Genomic DNA, 1,147 nt, shown 5'->3' on the forward strand with positions numbered 1-1,147 from the left:
TATAGTACTCCCACTTAGTTGGACTATTTTTCCTTTTAGTTAAGATAGTTTTTCCTAATTTTTTAAGCTGCTTTTGTATAATAATACCCTGCAGGAGTTTTATAGTTTAAGGATTGATGTGGACGCTCCTGGTTATAAAACCGAAAGTATCCGTCCAAACCTTTCCACAAAGATAAACCATCTTCGTAAACATTCAAATAGATGTGCTCGTATTTTACACTGCGCCAGAGACGTTCTATAAAAATGTTGTCGAGAGCACGCCCTTTACCATCCATTGAAATTTTTATTTCATTGTCAGTTAATACTTTGACGAATGCATCGCTCGTGAATTGACTGCCTTGGTCGGTGTTGAAAATTTCAGGCTTGCCATGTTTACTTATTGTTTCTTTCAAAACTTCTACACACCATTCGGCACTCATGGTGTTGGACAAAGACCAATGCAAAACATAACGACTATGCAAATCTATAACTGCCATCAGGTACATAAAACCCGTTTTCATCGGAATGTATGTAATGTCGGTTGCCCAAACTTGATTGCATCTCTCTATCTTCAGGTTTCGAAGCAAGTAGGGGTACTTTTTATGTTCTTTATTATCTATTGTTGTCTTAGGTTCCCTGTAGATGGTTTTCCAGTCAACTATTTGCATCAAACGCCGCACACGTTTGTGGTTAATTTTGTATCCCAAGCCCACAAGCGCTGCTGTAAGGCGCATAACACCATAAAAGGGCGTTTTGAAATACTGCTCATCCAGCAAACGAAGAATTGCTAAGTTTTCTTCACTTTCCCCTTTGGGTAAGTAATAAAAACTGCTGGCGGGAATGGATACCAGATCCAGCTGCTTAGCAACAGACAGTGTTTCGTGATTACCGTCAATCATCTTTTTTCTTTCGTCTGCACTTCTCATTGCAACTTTTTTTTTAGAAAATCGTTCTCTACTTTCAATTGACCGATTTGCGAATAGAGCTTTTCTACGTCAACCGTTTTTTCTTTTGGCGGCTGCTTGTCTGAACTGAATACCTGACCGAAATTTTCTAACGCTTGAGCCTTCCAAGCTGATATCTGCGTTGGAAGCAGTTCATACTTCTTAGCTAAACTTTCTATTGTTTCGCGTTCTTTTAGAGATTCTAATACGACTTTAGCTTTAAA

At 38.6% G+C, this 1,147-nt stretch carries 2 protein-coding genes; both read right to left on the reverse strand.

What is annotated here, in order from left to right; all coding sequences use genetic code 11:
- Positions 1-62: 62 nt before the first annotated feature.
- Entirely contained in the window at positions 63-905 is an 843-nt protein-coding gene (locus D7D25_RS17650) for an IS3 family transposase (RefSeq protein ID WP_122970215.1), read from the reverse strand.
- The coding region (locus D7D25_RS17655; RefSeq protein WP_148038987.1) for a transposase at positions 902-1,147 on the reverse strand (246 nt) is incomplete at its 5' end. The genes D7D25_RS17650 and D7D25_RS17655, both read right to left, overlap by 4 nt.

The organism is Proteiniphilum sp. X52 (assembly GCF_003712195.1).
In the GTDB taxonomy this organism is placed as follows: Bacteria; Bacteroidota; Bacteroidia; order Bacteroidales; family Dysgonomonadaceae; genus Proteiniphilum.

Excerpts from the sequence above, each read along its gene's own strand:
- D7D25_RS17650 (WP_122970215.1), bottom strand. The coding sequence starts at position 905 with ATGAGAAGTGCAGACGAAAGAAAAAAGATGATTGACGGTAATCACGAA.